Origin of the sequence: Streptomyces hygroscopicus subsp. hygroscopicus, assembly GCF_030269125.1 — a bacterium.
GTDB lineage: Bacteria > Actinomycetota > Actinomycetes > Streptomycetales > Streptomycetaceae > Streptomyces > Streptomyces hygroscopicus_C.
The window spans coordinates 112,279-130,746 of record NZ_BSSM01000013.1 but is presented as its reverse complement, the minus strand read 5'-3'; the positions used below and the strand labels follow the sequence as shown (position 1 = coordinate 130,746).

Annotated in this window: 18 protein-coding genes, 1 tRNA gene and 1 pseudogene; 16 read left to right on the top strand and 4 right to left on the bottom strand. The window is 72.3% G+C overall.

Annotated elements, in window-relative coordinates; all coding sequences use genetic code 11:
- Positions 1-237 precede the first annotated feature (237 nt).
- The 9 genes from QSK45_RS26820 to QSK45_RS26780 all read left to right on the top strand — a co-directional run bounded on the left by QSK45_RS26820 (position 238) and on the right by QSK45_RS26780 (position 6,350).
- Positions 238-648, top strand: a complete 411-nt coding sequence (locus QSK45_RS26820) for a rodlin (protein WP_285561277.1) — start codon at positions 238-240, stop codon at positions 646-648.
- 283 nt (positions 649-931) lie between these two features.
- Positions 932-1,159, top strand: coding sequence for a chaplin (locus QSK45_RS26815; protein ID WP_285561276.1), 228 nt, complete (start codon positions 932-934; stop codon positions 1,157-1,159).
- Positions 1,160-1,292: 133 nt separating this feature from the next.
- Positions 1,293-2,045 (top strand): chaplin family protein, encoded by a 753-nt coding sequence (locus QSK45_RS26810; protein WP_285561275.1) that lies wholly within the window; start codon positions 1,293-1,295, stop codon positions 2,043-2,045.
- Between the two features lie 215 nt (positions 2,046-2,260).
- Positions 2,261-2,500 (top strand): chaplin, encoded by a 240-nt coding sequence (locus QSK45_RS26805; protein WP_285561273.1) that lies wholly within the window; start codon positions 2,261-2,263, stop codon positions 2,498-2,500.
- Between the two features lie 235 nt (positions 2,501-2,735).
- Positions 2,736-3,554: a hypothetical protein gene (locus tag QSK45_RS26800; protein WP_285561271.1), complete on the top strand. Its 819-nt coding sequence runs from the start codon at positions 2,736-2,738 to the stop codon at positions 3,552-3,554.
- 141 nt (positions 3,555-3,695) lie between these two features.
- Positions 3,696-3,986 (top strand): hypothetical protein, encoded by a 291-nt coding sequence (locus tag QSK45_RS26795; RefSeq protein WP_285561269.1) that lies wholly within the window; start codon positions 3,696-3,698, stop codon positions 3,984-3,986.
- A 153-nt stretch (positions 3,987-4,139) separates the two neighbouring features.
- Positions 4,140-4,631 (top strand): DUF5949 family protein, encoded by a 492-nt coding sequence (locus tag QSK45_RS26790; RefSeq protein WP_285561268.1) that lies wholly within the window; start codon positions 4,140-4,142, stop codon positions 4,629-4,631.
- A gap of 317 nt (positions 4,632-4,948) precedes the next feature.
- The gene (locus QSK45_RS26785; protein WP_285561266.1) at positions 4,949-5,500 is read left to right on the top strand and encodes a tyrosinase cofactor; all 552 of its coding nucleotides are present in this window, start codon (positions 4,949-4,951) and stop codon (positions 5,498-5,500) included.
- Positions 5,484-6,350: a tyrosinase family protein gene (locus tag QSK45_RS26780; protein WP_285561264.1), complete on the top strand. Its 867-nt coding sequence runs from the start codon at positions 5,484-5,486 to the stop codon at positions 6,348-6,350. Before QSK45_RS26785 ends, QSK45_RS26780 begins: the two co-directional genes overlap by 17 nt.
- 75 nt (positions 6,351-6,425) lie before the next feature.
- Here QSK45_RS26780 and QSK45_RS26775 read toward each other — a convergent pair whose 3' ends face one another.
- The 3 genes from QSK45_RS26775 to QSK45_RS26765 all read right to left on the bottom strand — a co-directional run bounded on the left by QSK45_RS26775 (position 6,426) and on the right by QSK45_RS26765 (position 8,415).
- Positions 6,426-6,704, bottom strand: coding sequence for a chaplin (locus QSK45_RS26775; protein WP_285561262.1), 279 nt, complete (start codon positions 6,702-6,704; stop codon positions 6,426-6,428).
- Between the two features lie 130 nt (positions 6,705-6,834).
- Positions 6,835-7,794: a D-2-hydroxyacid dehydrogenase family protein gene (locus QSK45_RS26770; protein WP_285561260.1), complete on the bottom strand. Its 960-nt coding sequence runs from the start codon at positions 7,792-7,794 to the stop codon at positions 6,835-6,837.
- Positions 7,795-8,339: 545 nt separating this feature from the next.
- Positions 8,340-8,415: transfer RNA gene (locus QSK45_RS26765), tRNA-Arg, on the bottom strand.
- Between the two features lie 274 nt (positions 8,416-8,689).
- Here QSK45_RS26765 and QSK45_RS26760 point away from each other — a divergent pair.
- The 4 genes from QSK45_RS26760 to QSK45_RS26745 all read left to right on the top strand — a co-directional run bounded on the left by QSK45_RS26760 (position 8,690) and on the right by QSK45_RS26745 (position 14,913).
- Positions 8,690-10,306: a dynamin family protein gene (locus QSK45_RS26760; protein ID WP_285561259.1), complete on the top strand. Its 1,617-nt coding sequence runs from the start codon at positions 8,690-8,692 to the stop codon at positions 10,304-10,306.
- Between the two features lie 84 nt (positions 10,307-10,390).
- Entirely contained in the window at positions 10,391-12,562 is a 2,172-nt protein-coding gene (locus QSK45_RS26755; protein WP_490993622.1) for a YfjP family GTPase, read from the top strand.
- 259 nt (positions 12,563-12,821) lie between these two features.
- Complete coding sequence (locus QSK45_RS26750; RefSeq protein ID WP_285561256.1) at positions 12,822-13,298, top strand: single-stranded DNA-binding protein; 477 nt, start codon at positions 12,822-12,824, stop codon at positions 13,296-13,298.
- 214 nt (positions 13,299-13,512) lie between these two features.
- On the top strand, positions 13,513-14,913 hold the full coding sequence (locus QSK45_RS26745) for a Cys-Gln thioester bond-forming surface protein (RefSeq protein ID WP_285561253.1): 1,401 nt from the start codon (positions 13,513-13,515) through the stop codon (positions 14,911-14,913).
- A 574-nt stretch (positions 14,914-15,487) separates the two neighbouring features.
- Here the strand turns inward: QSK45_RS26745 and QSK45_RS26740 are convergent.
- Positions 15,488-16,216 carry a hypothetical protein gene (locus tag QSK45_RS26740; RefSeq protein ID WP_285561251.1) on the bottom strand — a complete coding sequence of 243 codons (729 nt, stop codon included), beginning with the start codon at positions 16,214-16,216 and terminating at the stop codon, positions 15,488-15,490.
- A 378-nt stretch (positions 16,217-16,594) separates the two neighbouring features.
- On the opposite strand from QSK45_RS26740, the gene QSK45_RS26735 reads away from it, so the two are divergent.
- The 3 genes and pseudogenes from QSK45_RS26735 to QSK45_RS26725 form a co-directional block, all read left to right on the top strand.
- Entirely contained in the window at positions 16,595-17,008 is a 414-nt protein-coding gene (locus tag QSK45_RS26735) for a hypothetical protein (RefSeq protein WP_285561249.1), read from the top strand.
- 360 nt (positions 17,009-17,368) lie between these two features.
- A complete protein-coding gene (locus QSK45_RS26730) occupies positions 17,369-17,530 on the top strand; it encodes a hypothetical protein (RefSeq protein WP_285561247.1) in 162 nt (53 codons plus the stop codon).
- A gap of 85 nt (positions 17,531-17,615) precedes the next feature.
- Positions 17,616-18,466 (top strand): annotated as a pseudogene (locus QSK45_RS26725) (IS481 family transposase); the annotation flags it as partial.
- Positions 18,467-18,468: the final 2 nt, after the last annotated feature.

Sequence of the window (18,468 nt, the reverse complement as noted above, 5' to 3'; positions counted from 1 at the left end):
CCACCGGAGCGACCTGCTTCAACTGCCCGTCGCGCCAATGGGTTGCACCGGTTCACTCCGTCGGCCCATAAAAGCGGCGGGATGCACTCCGGTCCATCGTGTGATGAATGGGAATTCCACCTCGCCCGTGCCGCCGAACGATCCGAACGGGTGATGCCCCGCAACCATTCGGCGTCCGCCGGGTTGATGCGGGGGCAGGAAGACGCGTCTTGGCGAGGAGCCAGGAAAGGAAGCGAAATGCTGAAGAAGGCAATGGCCGCGGCGGCGGTCGCCGCGTCCCTCGTCGGTGTCTCGGCGGCGGCGGCCCCCCAGGCGCTCGCCACCGGCAACGACACGGGCACGACGTCGTTCAGCGGCAACGGCGCGCATGAGTCGTTCGGCAACCAGGTGACCCACGGAGACCTGAGCCCGCAGGCCACCCTGTTGCAGGGTTCGCTCAACAAGTTCTGCGTCGGCCTGCCCTTCAAGGCGAGCCTCCAGTCGCTGAGCGGTGCCGCCCCCATCGGCGTCCAGGACCTTCCGGTCCTGTCCTCGCCGCAGAACCAGCAGTGCGCGGAGAACTCCACCCAGGCCAAGGACGACGAGCCGCTCTCGCACGTCCTGGACGACATCTCCGTCCTGGCGGGCAACGGCGCCGCCAACCACTGAGCAGGTCCCCCGAGTCCCGTTCGGGCGCCGTGCCGATTTCAGGTGCCGTCGCCCGAACGTTTTCTGCGTTCATCTCGAAGAATGTGCCTATCCGGCTTTCGGCCAAGCTGCCAATTTGCCGGGGACGTTCGAGTGAATTAAGGGCCGACGTGCGTTCCTGGGTTTCTCCGGCCGTCTATCCCTCGTTTTGCAACCTGCCGGTCATGGTGCGAGCCGTTCAAGGCTGTGCTCGCTCGGTTTCGACCGCTCAGAGGGGCGTGACCGTCAGAGAAGGGAAAAACTCATGAAGAAGAGCGCTGCCGTCGTCGCCGGCGTCATCCTGGCGCTGGGCGGGGCCGCCCCCGCCTTCGCCGACTCCGGGGCCGACGCGGTCGCCGCGAACTCCCCGGGCGTGCTCTCCGGTGACGTGGTCCAGTTCCCCGTGCACGTTCCGACCAACCTGTGCGGAAACTCCGTGGACGTGTTCGCTCTGCTGAACCCCGCGGTCGGCAACACCTGCGTCAACGGCTGACGTCCGGAACCCACCGCACACACCAGCCCACCGGCTGCGTCCTGGCCGGCCTCGGAACGTCGATCCGTAGATCCTCCGTCCCGGGGCCGGCCTTCCCACATCTTCGAGCAGTTCGAGCAGGAAGACTACGAGATTGCGACAGACCCTCAGCAAGGGCGTGGTCGTGGCAGCAGCGGCCGCGACCGGCGTGCTTTCGTTGTACGGCACGGCCGCGCTCGCCGACTCCAACGCGCAGGCCACGGCCCAGGGCTCACCGGGCCTGCTGTCCGGCAACAGCATCCAGGTCCCGGTGCACGTCCCGGTCAACGTCTGCGGAAACTCCGTGGACGTGGCCGCGCTGCTGAACCCCGCGTTCGGCAACACCTGCGCCAACATCGGCGCCACCCACCCGACCGCCCCGCGCCCCACCGGCTACGGCGACGACTCCTACGGTCATGACGACCCGACGCCGACCCCCACGTCGTACGGTCATGACGACCCGACGCCGACTCCCACGTCGTACGGTCATGACGACCCGACGCCGACTCCCACGTCGTACGGTCATGACGACCCGACCCCGACCCCCGTGTCGTACGGTCATGACGACCCGACTCCCACGCCCACGTCGTACGGTCACGACGACCCGACCCCGACTCCCACGTCGTACGGTCACGACGACCCGACTCCCACGCCCACGTCGTACGGCAGCGACGAGCCGACCCCGCCGCCCTCCTACGGCAGCGACGAGCCGACCCCGCCCGGGTCGTACGGCCACGACGAGCCGCCCACCCTGCCGCACACCGGTGGCAACGCCAAAGCCATGATCGCGACGTCGGCCGCCAGCGCCGCGCTGATCATGGCCGGTGCGGTGCTGTACCGCCGCGGCCGGACGGCCGCCCGTCGGTGACGCGCCGGGTGCCGGAATCCGAGCGTCCGGCACCCGCCGCACCGGACCCCCGCGCGCCCGTGCGGGGGTCCTTCGGGGACGGGGCGCGGGAGCGGCCGCGAGCCCTCCGCTCACGCGTCACCCCTTTGGCGGCACAACTCCAGGGGGCGCGGCGCGTTGACACAACGCCGGGCATCCGCCCGGATGTTTGTGTCTATTCCAAGGAGCACCTCTCCATGTCGCGTATCGCGAAGGGTCTGGTCCTGACCTCCGCCGCCGTCGCGGCCGTCGCCGGCGCCGCCGGTGTCGCCGCCGCCGACGCCGGCGCGGACGGCGTCGCCGCCAACTCGCCCGGCTTCGTCTCGGGCAATGTCATCGAGGTCCCGGTCCATGTCCCGGTCAACGTCTGCGGTGACAGCGTCGACGCCGTCGGGCTGCTGAACCCGGCGTTCGGCAACACCTGCGTCAACGGCTGACGCCCGGGGCGCACCCTTCGACCGGCCGCCCATCCCGCGCATCCGTCGCGGGGCGGGGCGGCCGGTTTGTGTGTCCGTCCCCTGCGCACACCGGTTCACGTTCCGGTCGCCGCTCCCCCGGACGGGGCAGTGACGGGCCCGGACGGGGCACGCGGCGTAGCGAGCGGTTGCGGGGCGTGAGCGGCGAACTGACGGTGGGTTGAGACCCCGAAGCCCATCCTCGAAAGGAACCCGCATGCGTTCTCTGCCCGCGCGGCGCCTCGCCTCCACGGCCCTCAGCGCCGCCGTCATCGCCGCGATCACCGGTCCGGTCGCCGTCGCCGTCGACGTGGCGCGAGACGGTGCCGACGCCTCCGCCTCCCAGGCGTCCCTGCCCGGCGCCGCGAGACTTCTCGCCCAGGTCAGAGCCCTGGACCACAGCGGCTCCGTACCGAAGCCGGTCGTCGAGCTGCTCGACCGTTCGCTGACGCAGGGCAGGCTGCCCGCGGCGGAGGCCAAGCGGCTCGGCGACGCCGCGAAGGAGGCCCTCGTGCGGGCCGCGGCGGCGGGGACGGCCAATGAGCCGACGGCTGCCGCCACGCCGACCGGTCCGACGGCTCCCACGACGCCCGCCACGACATCCACGACCTCCGCCGCCACGCCGACCGCCGCCACGCCGACCGCCGCCACGACCTCCGCCGTCACGCCGACCGCGCCCGCGGCCCCTTCGGTGCCCGCGGTCGCCCCCTCGGGGTCCGAGTCGCAGTCGGCACTCCCCAAGCCGTCCGCGTCCCCCGCCGTCGCGCTCGCCCCCGCCCCCCAGGGCGTGGCCCGCGGTGTGCCGGTGGCCCGTGACCTCCTCGGCGATGTGCTGGCCGCCGTCGACGCCCTGGTGAAGGCGGTCGTCACCGACGTGAACCAGGTGGTCGCCACCGCCACCGCCCTGATCGACCAGCTGCTCTCGTCCCTCCCCGGCACCGGCCTGCCGACCCCCACCGCCACCCCGACCGCGACCGCGACCGCGGCCACGCTCCCGAGCACACCGGCCCTGGCGTCCACCCCCACGACCGGCTGACCCCGGCACCAGGCCCCTTCGGCAGCCGAGGCATTTTCATATGTCTTCCGCGCCAGGGGTTTCCGCCCCGCAGCGGCGCTCGTTGGTCAGGGCATCAGATCTCCCTGGGGTGACGTTGAGTTGCCGAAGAAAGGAACATGAATGAAGTCCCTGAAGGCCGCCGCCGTCCTCGCCGGTTCCGTCGCCCTCGCCGGCGTCGCCGCGCCCGCGTTCGCGTACGACACCGCCGACCTGACGCCCTCCAGCCTCAACGGCGCCGTCGACCAGCTCGCCGAGGGCGGCATCACTCTGCGGGACGCGATGCCGCTGCAGCACCGGTCGAACGCGCTCGACACCGAGAGCAAGGACTCCGTGCTGCACACGGTCAAGGGCGCCACCGCCGCGCTGAACCAGCACAACCCGCTGCTGGGCGGCCTGCCCCTGCAGAGCTGACACCCCCCGCGACCGGGGCCGGTACCGCATCCGCGGTGCCGGCCCCGATCCGTTCGAGGTCGTTTCCCTCGTTCGTGTGGAGCCCCCCGGGCCACTGGTCCGTCCGGGTGAGAAGCCGCCGGGCCGCGTCGGGCGCGTCGATATGGTCGCGCGGTGACCCCAACCCCCACGGAACTGCGCCCCGCCGATCTCGGCACGCTGGTCGTGCTGCCCTGGAGCGGTGCGGCCTCCGACGGCACCGACATGCCCTATCTGCTGGTCTACTCCCTAGGCGACGCCGCGGGCGGCCCCCAGGTCACCGCGGCCGCGGTCGAGCAACTGCTCGTGGACAACGGGCTGCCGGTCGGCGGCGAGCTGGTCGACGGCGCCTATCGGCGCAACCTGCCCATCACCCTGCTGGTGGAGGCCGGCCAGGCCGTCGTCCGGATGCCGCGGCTGATCGCCCAGGCCCCCGCGCCGCCGGAGTGGCTCGCCGCCGTCCGCGCCCGCGGCTTCGCCTACCTGGTCTTCACCACCCGCGCCTGGCCCGAGGGAGCGCCCGGCAGCATCGTGCGGCCGGCCGCGCTGGCCGCGTTCGCCGGGGCCCCGGAGACCCTGAACGCCGCCGCGCACCTCGTCCTTCCGGCCACCAGCCTGCGTGGCTGACGACCGGGGCCCCGGCCGACGGCGCGGCCACGGGACCGCGCGCGCGTGACCGGCGGTGGGACACGAGCCCGGCCGGTCGGTCGGACCCGTGGGTGACCGGCCGGCCGCCGCGGTGAGCACGACTCGGGCACCGACCCGGGACGCGCCCGAGGCTCTTCGCCCGGCCCGCGCACCGTGACCGGCACCGATCCGGGCCCGGGTCCGGCCCGGTAACCCGCACGGCTCCCTCGTCAGCGCCGTTCGGCCGTACGCCGGTGACCCGGCCCCTCCCTCGCCGTTAGCGGGTTCGACACATGTCCCCGGACGAGGAGAGTGCGATGGTCGACGGCGACGACGCAACGGCGGCGGGCGCGACAGAGCAGGTCAGAGCTGATACGACGGCCGGGACGGGACGAAGGCGGGTGACGCGGGGGCTGCTGTCCTGCGTCGCCGCCCTCGCGCTCGCGCCGGTCGTCGCCGCCTCCCGGCCGGTGCCCCCGGCCGCCGGCGGCGACTCCTTCGACGAGACGTACCGGGGCCGGCGCATCCAGGGCGTCCGGCTTCGGGAGGCGGGGCGCAGCACCTCCGAGGACGACTGGCGGATCACCGTCGACGGCCGCCCGCTGCATCTGATGCGGCGGGCCGACGGCACCTGGCTCAGCATGGTCGACCACTACACGTCGTACCGCACGCCCCTGGAGGCGGCACGCGCCGCGGTGGACGAACTCGGTCCCGGCCAGCGGCTGCGCGAGCTGGCCCCGGGCCCGCTCGACGGCGCCCTGCCCGACGGCGTCACGGACCTGCTGGACCGCATGGGCGTGCACATGGACATGGGCGCGGGAACGGCGCCCGGGACGGGCATGGGGGGCCGCCATGGCGTACGTGCGTAAGAACGTCAGCGCCCTCACCGCCACCGAGCGGAAACGATTCGTGAACGCCCTGCTGGAGGTCAAGAGGCGCGGCGAGTACGACGAGTTCGTGCGCACCCACATCGCGTACTACGCCGCCGACGGCGAGACCCATCTGCGCACCGCCCACATGGCGCCCTCCTTCCTGCCCTGGCACCGCCGGTTCCTGCTGGAGCTGGAGGACTCGCTGCGCCGCGTCGACTCCTCGGTGACCGTGCCGTACTGGGACTGGACCCGCGACCGCACGACGACCTCGGCGCCCTGGACCAAGGACCTGCTCGGCGGCAACGGCCGACGCTCCGACCAGCAGGTGATGGACGGTCCGTTCGCCTACTCGGCGGGTCACTGGACCATCAGGGAGGGTGTCACCGACGGCCGTTACCTCACCCGCGACCTCGGCCGCGCCGCCTCTCCCATCCAGCTGCCCACGAAGGACGACGTGAGCTGGGCACTGGACGACCCGGTCTACGACGTACCGCCCTGGGACTCGACCGTCACCAAGGGCTTCCGGAACAAGCTGGAGGGCTGGGGCACCGGCAGCGGCAGCGCCTCCTGGCACAACCACAACCGGGTGCACCGCTGGGTCGGCGGGACGATGCTCGGCGCCGCGTCCGTCAACGACCCGGTGTTCTGGCTGCACCACGCCTACCTCGACATGCAGTGGGAGCGCTGGCAGCGCGCGCACGGCAGCCACCGCTATCTGCCGGCCGAACCGCCCGGCATGGGCGACGCGCAGCACGGCCGGGTGGTCGCGCGGCACGAGAAGCTGCCGCCGTGGACCGAGACCCCGGACCAGCTGGATGACGTGAGCGGGATCTACCGGTACGCGTGAGGTCGTACCGGCGACGGTCGCGAAGAGCCCCGGCGCTCGGAGGTGCCGGGGCTCTTCGCGGGGCGCGGCGGCGCCTCAGCGGCCGTAGCCGCTGACGGGCTGTTCGAGGGTGCCGCCCTGGTTGACGCAGGCGTTGCCGAAGGCGGGGTCCAGCAGGCCGATGATGTTCACGGTGTCACCGCACACGTTCACCGGGATGTCGATCGGAACCTCGAGCACGTTGCCGGACAGCGCACCGGGCGAACCGACGGCCGCGCCGTTGGCGCCCGCGTCGGCCAGGGCCAGCCCGGCCCCGCTGATCACCACGGCACCGGCGCCGAGGGCCACGGCCGCTGCCTTCGCGATGCGAGACATCACGTTCTCCTTCTGTCGCTCGGGAAGCGCGACGGCCGGTCCTGCCGTCGCACTCCCCGTTCAACGCGGCCGTCCGAACGCGGTCACGGTGATCAGTCCCGGATCACCCTTTCAACAGGCAGAACGTTGTTCAGGGCAGCCGGCGTACGGGCGAACCCGCCACATACGCCCGGATGTCCTCCACCGCCTGGGTGAAGTACGTCCGGAAGTTGGCCGCGGAGACATAGCCGAGGTGCGGGGTGGCGAGCAGTCGGGGCGCGGTGCGCATCGGGTGGTCGGCGGGCAGGGGCTCGATGTCGAAGACGTCGACGCCGGCGCCCGCGATCCGGCCCTCGTGCAGCGCGGCGAGGAGGGCGTCCTGGTCCACCACCGAGGCGCGGGAGGTGTTGATCAGGTAGGCGGTCGGCTTCAGCAGGGCGAGTTCGGCGGCGCCGACCAGGCCCCGGGTGCGGTCGCCGCCGGGCACGTGCACGGAGACGAAGTCGCTGCCGGCCAGCAGCTCCTCCTTGGACGCGGCCAGTTCCACCCCGGCCTCGGCGGCACGCTCCCCGGTCAGCCGCGGACTCCACGCGCCGACCCGCATGCCGAAGGCGAGCCCCACCCGCGCCACCCCGGTGCCGATCCTGCCGAGCCCGAGCACACCGAGGCGGGCGCCGTGCAGATCGGCGCCGACCGTGGACTGCCAGGGCCCGCCGCCGCGCAGCGCGGTGTTCTCCTGGACGATCCCCCGGGCGAGCCCCAGCAGGAGCGCCCAGGTCAGCTCCACCGGCGGCGTCCCGGAGCTCTGCGTCCCGCACACGGTGACGCCGTGCGCCTCGGCCGCGGCGTAGTCGATCACGGTGTTGCGCATCCCGGTTGCCACGATCAGCCGCAGCCGGGGCAGCCGCGCGATCAACGAGCCCGGGAATGCGACGCGTTCGCGCAGCGTGACGACGATGTCGTACTCGGCGAGGGCCGTGGCGAGCGCGTCCTCGCCGGCCAGGTGCTCACGCAGCGGCACGACCTCCACCGCGTCCTCGATCACCGACCAGTCGGCCGACGTGGTGGCCACGCCCTGGAAGTCGTCCAGCACCGCACAGCGAAGTCGCACGCCTGTCTCCCCTCTCGATCCGGGCACTGTACGACCCTTACGCGCGCGTCCTGCGCGGGGGTCGGCGCCCCCCGCGCCCGCGGTCTCCGGGCGCGGCCGGCCGCGGTGTCGACAGGGGGCAGGCCGCGCCCCGGAGGCGGGGGAAGGGTGGGGCCTCAGTCGCGGGTGCGCTGCCGGAGTCGCTACCGGAACACGCGTCTGACCAAGTGGCTCAACACGGCATCCCGCCCCCCAGGTGGCGGAGTGGACCGGGAAGAGCGTCGCCGTGCCCCTGGCCACCTGCGCCTGCTGCGTCGACGGGCAGCTACCCGGCCTGAAGAGGCGGCTCGAAGCGGCCGGAGATCTCCCCGAGCGGCCGTCCACCGGCTGACCCTTCGACCGCGAAACTTCGAACGTATTCGACACGGCCACCCGCGAAAACCCGGCGACAGCCGGACAGTCCCGGAGTCCGCCCTTTATCGTCAGGGGCGCTTCCGGGGCTGACGCGCGCCCGGCGGCACCCACCCCGACCAGCAAAAAGCCCTCCCCTGAGGGAGGGCCCCGCGTGGCGCCCCCGGCAGGACTCGAACCTGCGGCCAAGCGCTTAGAAGGCGCCTGCTCTATCCGCTGAGCTACGGGGGCCTGGTGGCGGGTCCAAGGATAAAGCTCCCTGCTCGCCGACCCTGTCGCTTCGCCTCCGTGGCTCGATGTGGAGGTTCGGTGAAGCGGTCCTGATAATCGCAGGCAGGTACGAATCGTGCAGCGCTTTTGGCGTCCGACGCCACCGGGTGTTGTGCACTCGTTATGCCTGGCCCGCACCCGTGTCCCAGTCGCCCGATCCGCCCTTTCTGTTCCGTCGGCGCGCAGACATGTCCATATGCTTCAGAATTCCCCTAAAATTGGGCATTCTTCGCATGTGGTGACCTTGGACGTACGGCCCCAGCTGCTCGACACACTCTCCGCTCTGCGCGACCGTGTCGCCGCCGCACGCTTTCCGCTGCCCCTGGCCGGGGCCCCACGCGCGCGTGCCAATCGCGACGAACTCCTCGCCCAGCTGGACGACTACCTCGTACCCAGACTACGGGCCCCCGAGGCACCGCTGCTGGCCGTCGTCGGCGGGTCCACCGGCGCGGGGAAGTCGACCCTCGTCAACTCCCTCGTCGGGCGGCGGGTGAGCGAGGCGGGCGTGCTCCGGCCGACGACCCGCACCCCGGTCCTGGTCTGCCATCCGGCGGATCACCACTGGTTCAGCGGCCTGCGCGTCCTGCCCGACCTCCCGCGCGTCTGGGTGCCCCACCACGACTCCCGCGACGACGACCTCCTGCTCCCCGGCGGAGGCGACCACCCGGCCCGCGCGCTGCGCATCGAGACCGCCGACACACTCCCGCGCGGCCTCGCCCTCCTCGACGCGCCCGACGTCGATTCGCTGGTCGCCGAGAACCGCGTCCTCGCCGCCGAACTGCTCTGCGCCGCCGACATCTGGGTCATGGTCACCAGCGCCGCCCGCTACGCCGACGCCGTCCCCTGGCACCTGCTGCGCACCGCCAAGGAGTACGACGCCATGCTCGTCACCGTCCTCGACCGCGTGCCCCACCAGGTCGTCTCCGAGGTCTCCCGGCAGTACGCCGCCCTGCTGACCAAGGCCGGCCTGGGCGACGTCCCCCGCTTCACCGTGCCCGAGCTGCCCGAGTCCGTCTGGAGCGCGGGCCTGCTGCCCGCCACCGCCGTCGCGCCCCTGCGCACCTGGCTCGTGCAGAGCGCCCAGGACCCCGGCGCCCGGCAGTACGTCATGGCCCGCACGGCCCACGGCCTCCTCGACTCGCTGAGGACCCGCATGCCCGAGCTGGCCGGCGCCGCCGCGGCCCAGTACGCGGCCGCCCTGCGGCTCACCAACGCCGTGGAGGGCGCGTACGACAGCGAGCACGCGCGGCTGCGCGACCGCCTCCAGTCCGGTGCCGTACTCGCCGGCGGCGCCCTCAAACGCTGGCGCGCCTTCCCCCTGGACTGCACCGCGGGCGAACTCCTCGACGCCCTGGTGGAGAGCCTCGCCGCCCTGCTGCTGTGCGCCGTCACCGCCGCCGACGAGCGGGTGGCGGAGGCATGGCGCCGCGAGCCCGCCGCGGCGGCCCCGGGGCTCGCCGGGCACGATCCCTCCCCGGAGAGCGCGGAGCACCGTATCGGCCTCGCGGTACGGCGCTGGCGGCGCGAGCTGGAGGAGTACGCCGAGGACGAGGCGCGGGAACTGGACCGTACCGTCTCGCCCGACCCCGAGGCCGTGGCCGCCCTCGTCGCCACCGCCCTGCTCGGCGGGCGCCGGGCGCGCCACGCGGGCGAACGGCTGGCCGACCGGGTCGGCGCCCACGGCGCGCTGCGGCTGCGCGACCGCGCCGAACGGCTGCTCACCGAGCATGTGGACCGTGTCGTCCACCGCGAACGCGAACGCCGCCTCGCCCCCCTCGACGCCCTCGACATCCATCCCGAGCCCCAGGCTGAACTCATCGCCGCCCTGTCCGTACTGCAGAAGGAGAGGTGACCGGTGACCGCCGTCACTGACCAGGAGCACATGGATCACAGAGATCACACAGATCGCAGGGACCACACGGAGCACAGGGAACACATGGATCGCGCGGATCGCGGGGAGGCCGGCGACTCCGTCGAGGCCGACGGTCACGAGCACGCCGACCACGGCGGTGACGTGCGAACGGGCGCGAAGGTCATCGACCTCGGGAAGCGGGGCAAGGGGCGGGAGAGGGCCGTGAGCGACGGTACGGACGACGACGGTACGACGGCCGGCGCGGCCCGTGGGGAGGAGGCGGGGGCGAAGGCGGACACGCCCCCGGCGGACGGCGACGAGGAAGGGGCCGTGGCCCCGGCCGAGGCCGACGGCTCCCCGCACGCCCCCCGTACGTCCGCCTCCGAAGACGCCCCGGCCGCCAAGGGGGCGGCCACCGCGGGCTCCGCCGTCCCCGAACCCCCGGACTCCTCCGGTGCCTCCGGTCCTGTCGGCTCCTCCGGTCCCTCCGCCCCCTCCGCCTCCGCTTCCTCCGGCCCCTCCGGCTCCGCTTCCTCCGACCCCTCCGGCTCCTGGGACGACGGCCTGATCGCCCGCCGCGTCACCGACGCCTCCGCCGCGGCGCTCGCGATCCCCCTGGAACCGGCCCCGGCCCGCGGCGCGGCCGCCGGCGCCCCCGTCCCCCTCGCCTACGAGGGTCCCCTCCGTTCCCGCCTCGACGCCCTGCGCGAACTCGTCGGACTCTCCCGGACACGGCTGGACGGCCAGACGCTCGCCGAGGCGGGCCGGGTCCTGGACGAGGCGGCGGCCCGGCGCAAGCTGTCCGGCCGGCACACGGTCGTCGCCATCGCGGGTGCCACCGGCAGCGGCAAGTCGCAGCTGTTCAACGCCCTGGCCGGGGTCGCCATCTCGGACACGGGAGTACGACGCCCGACCACCGCCTCGCCGATCGCGTGCAGTTGGAGCGACGGTGCCGCACCCCTCATCGACCGGCTCGGCATCCCGGGCCGGCTGCGCCGCCGTCCGCTGAACAACCCGGAGGCGGAGGAGCAGTTGCGCGGGCTGGTCCTGATCGACCTGCCCGACCACGACTCCGCCGCCGTGCAGCACCGCGCGCAGGTCGACCGCGTCCTGAAGCTGGTCGACGCGGTGATCTGGGTGGTCGACCCCGAGAAATACGCCGACGCCGTGCTGCACGAGCGCTATCTGCGGCCCATGGCCGGGCACGCCGAGGTCATGTTCATCGTGCTCAACCAGATCGACCGGCTGCCCGGTGAGGCCGCCGACCAGGTCCTGGACGACCTGCGGCGGCTGCTGGACGAGGACGGTGTGGCGCTCGGCGAGCACGGGGAACCCGGCGCCACCGTGCTCGCCCTGTCCGCGCTCACCGGAGACGGACTCGGCGAACTGCGCGAGGCTCTCGGCGAGTTCGTGGCCGAGCGGGGGGCGGCGGCGCGCCGGGTCTCCGCCGACGTGGACGCGGCCGCGGCCGAGTTGCGGCCGGTGTACGCCGCCGGGCGCCGGGTCGGGCTCAGCGAGGAGGCGCGTGAGGAGTTCGCCGCGCGGCTCGCGGACGCGGTGGGCGCCACCGCGGCGGGTGAGGCCGCCGAACGGGCCTGGCTGCGCAACGCCAACCGGGCGTGCGGGACGCCCTGGCTGCGGCTGTGGCGCTGGTACCAGCGGCGCGGTACGGCACCGACCGGCCGCCACGCGGCGCGCGACCAGGCGGACGAGGAGGCGACGGCACGGCAGCGGGTGGAACAGGCGGTGCGTACGGTGGCCGACCGGGCCTCGGCGGGACTGCCCGCGCCGTGGGCGCAGGCGGTGCGCGAGGCGGCCGTACGCGGTGCGCAGGGGCTGCCGGAGGCGCTGGACGAGCTGGCGGAGCGGGCCGGGGGGCCGTCCGGTCGGCCGCCGCGGCCGGGCTGGTGGCCGGCGGCGGTGCTGGTCCAGGCGGCGATGACGCTGCTGCAGATCGCGGGCGGGCTGTGGCTGGTCGGCCAGATCGCCGGGGTGATGGCGCCCAACCTGGGCGTGGCGGTGCTGCTGATGGTGTGCGGGATCGTCGGGGGGCCGCTGGTGGAGTGGGGCTGCCGGATGGCCGCGCGGGGGCCTGCGCGGCGTTACGGCCAGGACGCGGAACGGCGATTGCGCGAGTCGGCGGCGAACTGCGGCCGGGCGCGGGTGCTGGACCCGGTGGCGTCGGAACTGCTGCGGTACGGGGAGGTGCGGGAGCAGTACGGGAGGGTGGTGCGGGCGGAGGTCGCGGTGGGGTGAAGGCGGCTCCGCCGGGCCGGCGGAGGGCATGCGGGGCGGCTGGCACCGGGTGTCATCGCTGGCATCGGGCGGCCTCGGACGGCGGCGGTCACTCGTGTGGGTGGCGGGGTTTTCCACAGGCGCGGGGGCCGTCCACAGCGCTCGGCGGGCCCGGCCCGGCACAGGCAGTCTGAGGTCGTGGCGGACGCCGCCGTACGGGACGGGCCCGTACGTCTGCCCGCGCGGCCGCAAGGCACCGGGCGGAGGAGGGGAGCGAGAGATGAACGAGACCGTGGTGTGCGTGGTGGGCAACGTGGCGACCGCGCCGGTGTACCGGGAGCTGGCGGCCGGGCCGTCGCTCCGGTTCCGGCTCGCGGCCACCGCGCGCTACTGGGACCGGGAGAAGAGCGCCTGGACGGACGGGCACACCAACTTCTTCACCGTGTGGGCCAACCGCCAGCTCGCGGCGAACGCGATGGCGTCGCTGGAGGTGGGGCAGCCGCTGGTCGTGCAGGGCCGGCTGAAAGTGCGTACGGACGGGCGCGACGGACAGCAGCAGTGGGCCTCGGCGGACATCGACGCCACCGCGATCGGCCATGACCTCTCCCGCGGTACGGCGGTCTTCCGCCGCGCGGCGAAGCCCGAGGCCCCGGCCGCGGTGAACCGGCCCGAGCCGGAGTGGGAGACACCACCGCCCCCGGATGCCGGGGGCCGTACCACCGCCCAACAGGCAGCAGAACCGGCCACCGTGACGTGATGTCAGCTGTCCGGGCGGGTGGATTTATCGATAAGTGCTGCTCAGGGGCGGTCCGGCGATAACGATTCCGGATCGGAAACGCCATCGGATCATCCGACCGGCGAGGGAGGCGCCACCCGAGTCCATAGGATGCCGGGCGTGCCCCTCGGGGCCGCCGATTCTGCTGGTGGGACCGGTCCCCGCGACCAACGGGTCCTGCTCGAAGGGGAATTCTGTGCTTGCTGCGCTCTCTGGGTTCTGCCGGTCCACCGTCGTTGCCCGCCTGGCCGCCACCGCCACGGTGTCCGGGCTCGTGGCGGCCGGCGTGCTGTCCGGCGCGGGTGCGGCCGCGGCCGACGTGGCCCCGCAGACCGAGGGCGGGGCGAGCGCGAGCCTGGACGGGTTGAAGACCTTCGGCGAGGCCGTGGTCCATGAGGCCGGCGGCGACCAGCGGGTGTCGGCGGGACTATTCGAGATGTCCGTGGACGGCGGCGGCACCCTGCAGACCTACTGCGTCGATCTCCACAACCCGGTCCAGCGCGACGCCCGCTACCAGGAGACGTCCTGGAGCGGCACCTCGCTCGGCACCAACCGGGACGCGGGCAGGATCCGCTGGATCCTGCAGAACTCCTACCCCCAGGTCAACGACCTCGCCGCGCTCGCCCGCCGGGCAGGCGTGCACAGCCTCACCGAACAGGACGCGGCGGCCGGCACCCAGGTGGCCATCTGGCGCTACTCGGACCACGCCAAGGTCGACGCCGTCGACCCGCAGGCCGAGAAACTCGCCGACTACCTCCAGCGCAGCGCCCGCGGCGGCGCCGAGCCGGGCGCCTCGCTGTCCCTGGACCCGCCCGCGGTCTCCGGCCGTCCCGGGGAGGTCGTCGGTCCGGTGACCGTGCACACCAACGCGGGCGCGGTCGCGGTGATACCGCCCGCGGACGCGGCCACCAGCGGGGTGCGGATCACCGACAAGACCGGCAAGGTGCTCACGAGCGCGAGGAACGGCAGCCGGATCTACTTCGACATACCGCACGACGCGGCGGACGGTTCCGCCCAGCTGACCGTGCAGGCGTCCACGACCGTCCCGGTGGGCCGCGCCCTCGCCTCCGACAGCCGCAGCCAGACCCAGATCCTGGCCGGCTCCAGCGAGTCCGCGGTCTCCGCGAGCGCGACGGCCGACTGGGCGGCGCGGGGCGCGATACCGGCGGTCTCGGCCCGCGAGGACTGCGCCAAGGGAACCGTGGACATCACGGCCTTCAACAAGGGCGACCAGCCCTTCACCTTCCGCCTGATGGGCGCCGAGCACACCGTCCCGGCGGGCGCCACGCGCACCGTCCCGGTCCCCCTCCAGGAGGACCAGGGCTACGACTTCACGATCACCGGCCCGAACGGCTTCAGCCGCCGCTTCACCGGCGTCCTGGACTGCAAGGTCCAGGGCACGATCGTCGCCAAGACCACCACCCAGACCGTCGGCGAACCCACCCCGCTGACCACCCCCACCCCCGACGACACCGACCTCGCCGCCACCGGCGGCTCCGCCCTCACCCCCCTGATCGCCGGCGCGGCCATCGGCCTGGTGGTCATCGGCGGCGCGGTCCTGGTCGTCCTGCGCAAGCGGGAACAGCCGGGCGAGTGAGGCGTCCGGCCGAAGCCCCTTCGGCCACGGGCGACCGGGCCACCACGGCCCAGGACTCGATGTCCTCTCCGGCGCCGAGCCCCGGCTGCGCCCCGCCCCGGCGGGCGCGCTTCCCGGCCCCGCCGCAGGGCGCCGCTGCGGCCTCCGGCCCGCTCCACCCTCGCCGCGCCGACGCGCGCCCGCGTGTGGACGGACCCCGGAGGCCATGGCCTGGCGCCGGTGTCGGAGGCCGACTTCGGACGATGCGGATCCCGCATCTCTCGGACACTCACCTGGACCGGTCCGGCGAACCCGGGTGAGGATCCGGTTGCCTGGCTGATCGTTCCCGGCCGTCTCCGGGCCGTGCGAGGACGCCCAAGGGCACTCGATGGCGACCGACAGCGACAGACGCGCCACGGCCGCCATCGGTGAAACTCCAGGTCACAGCCCCCCAACCCAACGGGTTTCCGCGCAGGGGTGGCGATACGGCAAGATGGGGTGTTACTTGCCAGGGGAGGGCACGAAAGGGCCCCTCACCAGCAGGTTTCCCGCCGATGAGGGGCCGTCTCCCGCACGCACTGCCTACTGACAGTGCTCAACTGCCATGGTCCTCGAGACGAGCGGTGGGGGTCTCGCCACGCTGGGCCTGCTGGATCCGCTCGACCTGCATCCGCGCCAGAGACAGCAGCATCTGCGGATCGGCCTTGTTCTTATGGGTGTAAGTCACTGAAGCGACCACGGTGCCGACTCGCATAACCACGCCAGTGAACGGATCTCCAGTCCACTTGTTGGATCCTGTACATGCTGTGCTGGCATTGCCGACCGTGGGCATGGAGATCTCACGGTTGTCCTTGCCCACGAACGAGGCACTGCGGCTCTTGTATCCAGCCAGGGCCGCCTCCCGGTCCTCGTACGCACTGAGCTCAAAGTAGACGTTGCCGGTGCTGTCCTCGTTGTCGTACTGCACGATCGCATGGCTCGTCATCCCTGCACACACATGCGAGGGCCGGCGGCACGGTGAGTCCTTGGGCACGTCACGACCGGCGAGGGTTTGCACGCCGGTCTTCCAACCGGTGGGCATACTCTGCAAGTCCAAGACTCTCTTGAGCTGAAGGACGTGGAGGGGTGCCGCCAGGTCAGGAGTTGCGACGTGTGAGCTCTGCCCCTTGCCGCTGGGCGATGTTCCACTGCCGCCACAGCTGGCTGACGACAGCACCACAGCGATCAGCACTACCGACACCCGCACACCCGTCACCAGTCGCTTGCGGTGCACCCGCTGGCCCTCCCCGTACGCCGTTTGTTTCAGAGCATAGATGCGGATCAAGGCGCCGGGGGGGACTCAGCGCACGGGAGTCGGGCTGGCAAAGCCGGTGGCAGTACAGCAGTGAGGTACAGCAACCGCGCCGACCGCAGGTGACCGACGGAAGCCGCTAGCGACCCCGCGACCAGCGCGCATGACCTCAGCGACCGTCCCGCCCGTAGTTCGGGACGAAGAGGTCGTGCCAGACGCGTGCCAGATCGTAGGGGGAACTACGGGGAACACCGGGGAATCAACGAACCCGCCCACCATGCGTCGCCAACCCTCCGCCGCAGGTCAGCCGCGTAGCGAGCCCTAGATCACCCTAGCTTCCCAAGCTGAGGTCCTGGGGCGGCGGTCTTACGATACGGTGCGGGCTTCATATGACGCCCCCTCGGAGAGCAAGTGGACCTGCTGAACAGCCGTGTTGCCCGCATTGCGACCATGATCCTGCTGGGCTTGGCTGCACCTATCGCCGGTTGCAACCCTGATCCGACCGACCCCGAGAACGTCGATTTGATCGCTCTGGTGAACAACACATCGAACCCAGTGCGCGTCTTCTGGTGTGCCGGCGACGGGGACAACGAATGCGCGGAGGAGCACAACCTAGGAGTCATCCCAGCGGGGGCACATCGCGCCGTGCACATCTCCTCCTACGAAGTAATGCTGCACGTCAAGACAGCTTCAGGCCCAGGGGGATACGTCTGCGAAGACGATGCTCCGGGCAGTCGGATAGCTCTGAGGGCGTCGTACCCCTCCATGAAAGCCGCATACGACAACTGCCTGGACGGAGCCTCACTGAGCATCTCGCCCCACTGAGATCCCGCGTGGACGTGCCCATACCCAGGAGTTGACATCCACCGCCGACATCAACGGCGGCGGACAGCGGCAGAGGTAGACACACCTGGACGGCCAGCGCCCCCAAGCCGGGTGGTCCTGCCGAAGGAGTTTCGGCCCCCCAGATCGAACTCCTAAAGCGGTGGTCGCTGGCGTGGCGGGCGCACACCCCTGACGGCGACGGCCGCGCCCGGGCCAGACGCGTGCCAGGTGGCGGGAGGAACTATGGGGAACACTGGGCAGCCGGCACGCCACCCACCAGGCGGGCGCGGAGCACCGCTTCCCTCAGCTCCTCCCTGTCCTGTAGAGCTCCTGGGAACGGGCGCCCTAGGCTCACCCGCCATGGAATGGTTATCACTGGCCAGCACGGCACTTGGCGCGGTCATCGGTGTCGGTTCGACGTTGATCGCCGATCGGCTCAGTTGGCGAAGGGAGCGCGCCGGCCAAAGCTTCGATGTGCGCAGGCAGCTCTACGCCCACTACACCGCCGCCCTCTCCCGCTGAGGTTCCCCCGAGATGCGGTAAGAGGTGACAGCAGGTCAGATTGGGCTCACGAGAGGAGCTCTGACGATGCCTGCCCCGAGGAAGTAGGTGCGCCCACCGCTGGGTGAACCGCTACCGCGCCGAGGGCTGGCCGGGGCTGCATGACCGCAGCAGCAGCCCGCACCGCCGTCCCAGCCGCACACCGCGGCCGTCGAACGCCGCGTCCTCAAGGCCCGCCGCACCCTGCGGACCGGACCGGACGTCCTGGCCGAGCACACCGGCGTCCCGGCCCGGACCATCAGCCGCATCCTCAACCGCCACCAGATGCCACCACTGGCCGCCTGCGACCCGCTGACCGGCCAGGTCATCCGCGCCACCAAGGCCGGCAGCCGACGCTACGAACACCCCCGCCCCGGCGACCTGATCCATGTCGACGTCAAGAAGCTCGGCAAGATCCCTGCCGACGGCGGCTGGCGGGCCCACGGCCACAGTGAGAGCGCCCGCGGACGAGGCATCGGCTACGACTACGTGCACGCCGCCGTCGACGACCACTCCCGCCTTGCCTACGCCGAGATCCTCCCCGACGAGAAGGGCACCACCTGCGCAGGCTTCCTCACCCGCGCAGCCGCGTTCTTCCACGCCCACGGCATCACCCGCATCGAGCGCGTGATGACCGACAATGCCAAGAACTACCGGCTCTCACACGACTTCCAGTCAGCGTGCCAAGCGCTCGGTGCACGGCAGAAGTTCACCCGCCCGCACTGCCCGTGGACCAACGGAAAGGTCGAACGCTTCAACCGCACGCTGCAGACCGAATGGGCCTACCGGAAGGTCTTCACCAGCAACACCCAACGAACCCGAGCACTCGCGCCCTGGCTCGTCTTCTACAACACTGGCCGCCGACACACCGCGCTCGGCGGCCAACCACCGATCAGCCGACTGTCACCAACCTCATGACT

Bases quoted from the DNA above. Each gene is read 5' to 3' on its own strand.
- QSK45_RS26820 (WP_285561277.1), top strand. From the start codon at position 238: ATGCTGAAGAAGGCAATGGCCGCGGCGGCGGTCGCCGCGTCCCTCGTC.
- QSK45_RS26815 (WP_285561276.1), top strand. From the start codon at position 932: ATGAAGAAGAGCGCTGCCGTCGTCGCCGGCGTCATCCTGGCGCTGGGC.
- QSK45_RS26805 (WP_285561273.1), top strand. From the start codon at position 2,261: ATGTCGCGTATCGCGAAGGGTCTGGTCCTGACCTCCGCCGCCGTCGCG.
- QSK45_RS26800 (WP_285561271.1), top strand. From the start codon at position 2,736: ATGCGTTCTCTGCCCGCGCGGCGCCTCGCCTCCACGGCCCTCAGCGCC.
- QSK45_RS26795 (WP_285561269.1), top strand. From the start codon at position 3,696: ATGAAGTCCCTGAAGGCCGCCGCCGTCCTCGCCGGTTCCGTCGCCCTC.
- QSK45_RS26785 (WP_285561266.1), top strand. From the start codon at position 4,949: ATGGTCGACGGCGACGACGCAACGGCGGCGGGCGCGACAGAGCAGGTC.
- QSK45_RS26780 (WP_285561264.1), top strand. From the start codon at position 5,484: ATGGCGTACGTGCGTAAGAACGTCAGCGCCCTCACCGCCACCGAGCGG.
- QSK45_RS26775 (WP_285561262.1), bottom strand. From the start codon at position 6,704: ATGTCTCGCATCGCGAAGGCAGCGGCCGTGGCCCTCGGCGCCGGTGCC.
- QSK45_RS26755 (WP_490993622.1), top strand. From the start codon at position 10,391: ATGGATCGCGCGGATCGCGGGGAGGCCGGCGACTCCGTCGAGGCCGAC.
- QSK45_RS26750 (WP_285561256.1), top strand. From the start codon at position 12,822: ATGAACGAGACCGTGGTGTGCGTGGTGGGCAACGTGGCGACCGCGCCG.
- QSK45_RS26730 (WP_285561247.1), top strand. From the start codon at position 17,369: ATGGAATGGTTATCACTGGCCAGCACGGCACTTGGCGCGGTCATCGGT.